Genomic DNA, 4,342 nt, shown 5'->3' with positions numbered 1-4,342 from the left:
TGGATGACGCGTCGGGTTTCCAGGCGTTGGTGGCGAAGTTCGTCGACGAGGTCGAGGCGAATGCCTGACCAGGTAACGGTCAGGAAAACCGGAACGAGTTGTTCTCGGCCAACCAGACGGCTGCCAAGGCGCTGGCCGGGACGGCACGTTGCGTGAGGAGGGGGAGCGCAATGGATCGTGAAGTTCTGGATGTGGTTGACGAGTTGTTCCGTCGCCGGTTGCAGGTGCCGGAGTTGGATCCGGACACGCCGCTGGTGGATTACGGCCTGGACTCGGTGCGCTCGATCGACCTGATCGTGGAGATGGAGTCCCTGTTCGACGTGCAGGTGTCCGACGGGCAGGCGGCGTCGATGCGGACCCTGCGCGACGTGGTGGAACAGGTGACCGCGTCGATGCGGATGCGGGTCGGGAACGAGGTCGGCGCGACATGAGCGCCGACCTTGACTTCGGTCGCTACGCCCGACCCGAACTGGGTCGCCTCTTCCAGGCCCTCAACCTGGACGTGGCGTACCGCCGTGGGCGCGGCGACCATCTCACACCGGAGCCGGCAACGGATGCCGAAGCCGCCGACCAGGTGCTCGACCTGGTCGGCGGTGCCGGCTCGTCCCTGTTCGGGCACAACCATCCGGCGCTGGTGGCGGTCGCCCGACAGTGCCTCGACGAGCAGCTTCCCTTCAACGCCCAGGCCAGTATCCGCCCGGGGGCGGCCGCGCTGGCCGCGAAGCTGTCGACGCTGGTGCGGGCCACCACCGGGGTGGACTACGTCGTGACGCTCGGGTCCACCGGTGCGGAGGCGGTCGAGGCTGCGGTGAAGCACGCCGTGGTCGAACGGCGTCGTCGGCTGGGCGCGCTGCGCGAGGAACTCGATCGCTCCCTGCGCCGGTTGCACCGCGACGGCCTGGCCGACACCGCCTGCGCGACCGGGCCGGCTGCCGGACGGCACTGCGGCGAGGTGATCACCGAGGCGATCGAGAAGGTCACCGAAGCCCTGGCGGCCGAGCCCGTCCTGGTCTCGCTGCGCAACGCCTTCCACGGCAAGACCACCGCTGCGGGAACCCTGACGCACGGCTCCAACGTGCCCGAGGACCTGCACGTTCCCGGCCCGAAGCGGGTCCGACTGACCGACTGGACGCCCGAGGCGGTGGTGGCGGCGCTCGACGACCGTCTGGTCGAGATCTGCACCGTCACCGTGGACGCCGACGCGGTGCCGCACTCCGCGGCCCGTCACCTGTCACCGGTCGCCGCCTGTTTCGTCGAGCCCGTCCAGGGTGAGGCCGGGGTGCGCGAGGTCCCGACCGAGACCCTGGCGGCCCTGCGCGCGTTGGCCGACCGGCACGACACGGTGCTGGTGTTCGACGAGATCCAGTGCGGCATGGGCCGCACCGGCACGTTCCTGGCGTCCGAGCCGTCCGGAGTGGTCGCCGACTACTATCTGCTGTCGAAGTCGCTCGGCGGTGGCCTGGCCAAGATCTCGGCGATGATGGTGGCGGCTGACCGCTATGTCGCCGACTTCGGACGCCACCACACGTCCACCTTCGCCGAAGACGACTTCTCCGCGCTGATCGCCACGGCCGCACTGGACCTGTACGAGAGTCACCGGGACCGGATCGCCGTGGTCGGTGCGGAACTGCGTGACCAACTGGTCAAGGTGGCCGAACGGTGGCCGGAGGCGATCGCGGAGGTGCGCGGCCGGGGACTCCTCCTCGGGGTGGAGTTCCGGGTGCCCCAGCCGGAGTCGGCCCTGCTGCGCGCCGTGTTCGACGCCGAGTCGCTCGGCTTCCTGATCGCGGGTCGGTTGCTGCACGCACACCGGGTCCGGGTCATGCCCACCCTGTCCGCGCCCACGACCGTACGCGTACAACCGTCCGCCCTGATCGACACCGCGGACATCGAGCGGGCCGCCGCCGCCTTCGACGACGTGGCCGGCCTGATCGCCAAGGGCGACTACGCGACGTTGCTGGCGCACCTGGCCGTGCCGCCGACCGGAGCCTGGCGGCCACGTCAGCACGTGCCGGCGCCGCCTCGCCGTCGGCGGGTCGAGCACGACGGTGACGTCCCGCGTGTGGTGTTCCTCGCCAACCTCGACAACGCCTCCACGGTGCGTTCGCTGGCCCCGGAGCTGGCGGAGTGGTCGGACGGCCGGTGCGCGGCGGCCCTGGACCGGATGCGCGGCGAGCTGAGCCCGTTCGAGGTCGTCCGACACCGGATCGCCTCGGAGACCGGACGGGTGGCCGACCTGAGTGTGGTGGCGGTGCCGTTCACCGCCGCCCAGGCGGTCGACGCGATGCGGGCCGGGCAACGGCCCTGGTTGTCCCAGACGGTGCTGGACGCGGTGGAACTGGGCGTCGAACTCGGTGGCGACGTCGTCGGTCTGGGCGGCTACACCTCGATCGTGACCGGTGCCGGACGGGATGTGGTCGAGCACGAGATACGGATCACCTCCGGCAACTCGCTCACCGCGGCCTGCGCCTACGACCTGCTTCAGCGTCACCTGGCCAGCAGTGGTTCCGGTACACGTCGGGTCGGTCTGGTCGGCGGCATCGGCAACATCGGCGCGGTGATGGCCGACCTGGTCGCCCCGCACTGCGAGTCGCTCGTCCTCGTCGGCCGGCCCGGCTCCGGGCGCCGACTCGCCACGGTCGCGAAACGGGTGGCCCACCTGACCGACGTCTCGGTCGCCGAGGACCTCGAGGCGCTGCGTGACTGCCCGATCGTGGTCAGCGCCACCAACGCGGCCGACCCGGTCATCCTGCCCACCCACCTCTCGGCGGACCGGGAGGTGCTCGTCTGCGATCTCGCGGTGCCGGGTGACGCCCACCCGGCGGTGGCGGGCCTGCCGAACGTCACCCTCGTCTCCGGTGGTCGAATCCGGCTCCCGGGTGGACAGACGCCACACTTCCCGGGCATCACCCTGCCACCGGGGGTCGTCTACTCGTGTCTGGCGGAGACGATCCTGCTGGGTCTCGAACCGGAGATGGCCAGTCCGTCCTACGGCGGCCTGTCCGTCGCCGGGGTGTTGTCCGCTCTGGAACTGGCCCGTCGACACGGGTTCCACCCCACTCGCATCACCACGGCGGACGTTTCGACGAACCCGTGGGTGGCGAGCTAGCACCCCACCTACCCGACCCGGAGGTTCATATATGAGCGATGTCACCGTACGGCGAATCACACCGGCTGAGATGGCCGAAGCGAGCCGGATCGTCGGGCTCGCGTTCGCCCTCAACCCGAGCAACCTGGCCATCGCCGGCGGTAACCAGGACAAGGCTGCCCGGATCATGGAGAACGCGGCCCTGACCCTCAAGCTCAGTAACAGCGCCAGCCACGTGCTCGTCGCCGAGCGGGAGGGCCGGCTCGCCGGGGTGCTCAAGGCCGCGCAGTGGCCGCACTGCCAGATGACGGTCGGCGAGAAGATCAAGTCGATCCCGTCGCAGGTCCGCACGATGGGCCTCGGTCTGCCGCGTGCCCTGAAGGTGATCGGCGGGCGAGCCAAGCACGAGCCGAAGAAGCCGCACTGGCACATCGGACCGATCGCCGTCCACCCGGAGCAGCAGGGGTACGGGATCGGATCGGCGCTGCTCGCGGCATTCCTCGACGATGTCGATCAGCAGCGGGTGCCGGCCTTTCTCCAGGCGGACGTCGACCGCAACGTCGTGCTCTACGAGCGGTTCGGCTTCCGGGTGGTCTCCCAGGAGGCGATCCTCGGCATCAACACCAGCTTCATGTGGCGGGACGCGCGTTAGGTCGTCGCCTCGTGCCGGGGACCGGCTGAGTGCCACCGGCTGGGGTGGTGCCGGACCTGTGGGCCGCCGGGAGCACAACGTTCCCGGCGGTCCACAGGTCCTTCATGTATGCCTGAGGCGGATTTGTCGCAGCGCAGTGGGATCCGACCGATTCGCGCAGCCGCTTATCCGACATGGCATGGACAAATCCAATGATTGAAGTGCACCGGGAGGGTCTCTGTAATTAGGACGAACCATCCTCTTCGTGCGCCGCGTGTGAAGCGCACAGGGTGGTATGCAGAATTAACGGATTGCAGTACGTCGATCAAGTGATAGCGTGCGGAAGTGTCCCGCCGGCTTTAGGGCAAGAGTGGAGTACGCGCGATGCTACGAGATCGGCACGGCTTTTGCGGTAGAAGGCGGCGTCATTGAAGGCGGCGCCCGGGTGGGGGGCTCTGCCGGTTGAGGTGGTGCCCATTCGTCGGGGGTGCCGTCGGGACGTGATGCAGTCACCCGAATGCGCGCTCGGCGCGCAGGTGTGAATAAAGGGGGATGTGGTGTCTGCTGGTGAGGTTCTTGAGCGTCTTGAGTTGGAGTATCGCGAGGATGCGGTGCGGGCTCGG

At 69.1% G+C, this 4,342-nt stretch carries 3 protein-coding genes; all 3 read left to right on the top strand.

Annotation, left to right across the window (positions count from 1 at the left end; translation table 11 throughout):
- Nucleotides 1-170: 170 nt before the first annotated feature.
- Genes ACLQ2S_RS27085 through ACLQ2S_RS27075 form a run of 3 tightly spaced genes read left to right on the top strand, consistent with a single transcriptional unit; the run spans nucleotide 171 to nucleotide 3,740 of the window.
- Nucleotides 171-431, top strand: a complete 261-nt coding sequence (locus ACLQ2S_RS27085; RefSeq protein ID WP_425703798.1) for an acyl carrier protein — start codon at nucleotides 171-173, stop codon at nucleotides 429-431.
- Complete coding sequence (locus tag ACLQ2S_RS27080) at nucleotides 428-3,109, top strand: aminotransferase class III-fold pyridoxal phosphate-dependent enzyme (protein ID WP_425703796.1); 2,682 nt, start codon at nucleotides 428-430, stop codon at nucleotides 3,107-3,109. Before ACLQ2S_RS27085 ends, ACLQ2S_RS27080 begins: the two co-directional genes overlap by 4 nt.
- A 31-nt stretch (nucleotides 3,110-3,140) precedes the next feature.
- Nucleotides 3,141-3,740 (top strand): GNAT family N-acetyltransferase, encoded by a 600-nt coding sequence (locus ACLQ2S_RS27075; RefSeq protein ID WP_155221871.1) that lies wholly within the window; start codon nucleotides 3,141-3,143, stop codon nucleotides 3,738-3,740.
- Nucleotides 3,741-4,342: the final 602 nt, after the last annotated feature.

This window comes from Micromonospora sp. DT48 (genome assembly GCF_049844495.1).
Lineage (GTDB): Bacteria > Actinomycetota > Actinomycetes > Mycobacteriales > Micromonosporaceae > Micromonospora.
Note: the sequence above shows the minus strand (reverse complement) of the source record. Positions and strands in the feature narration are given on the sequence as shown.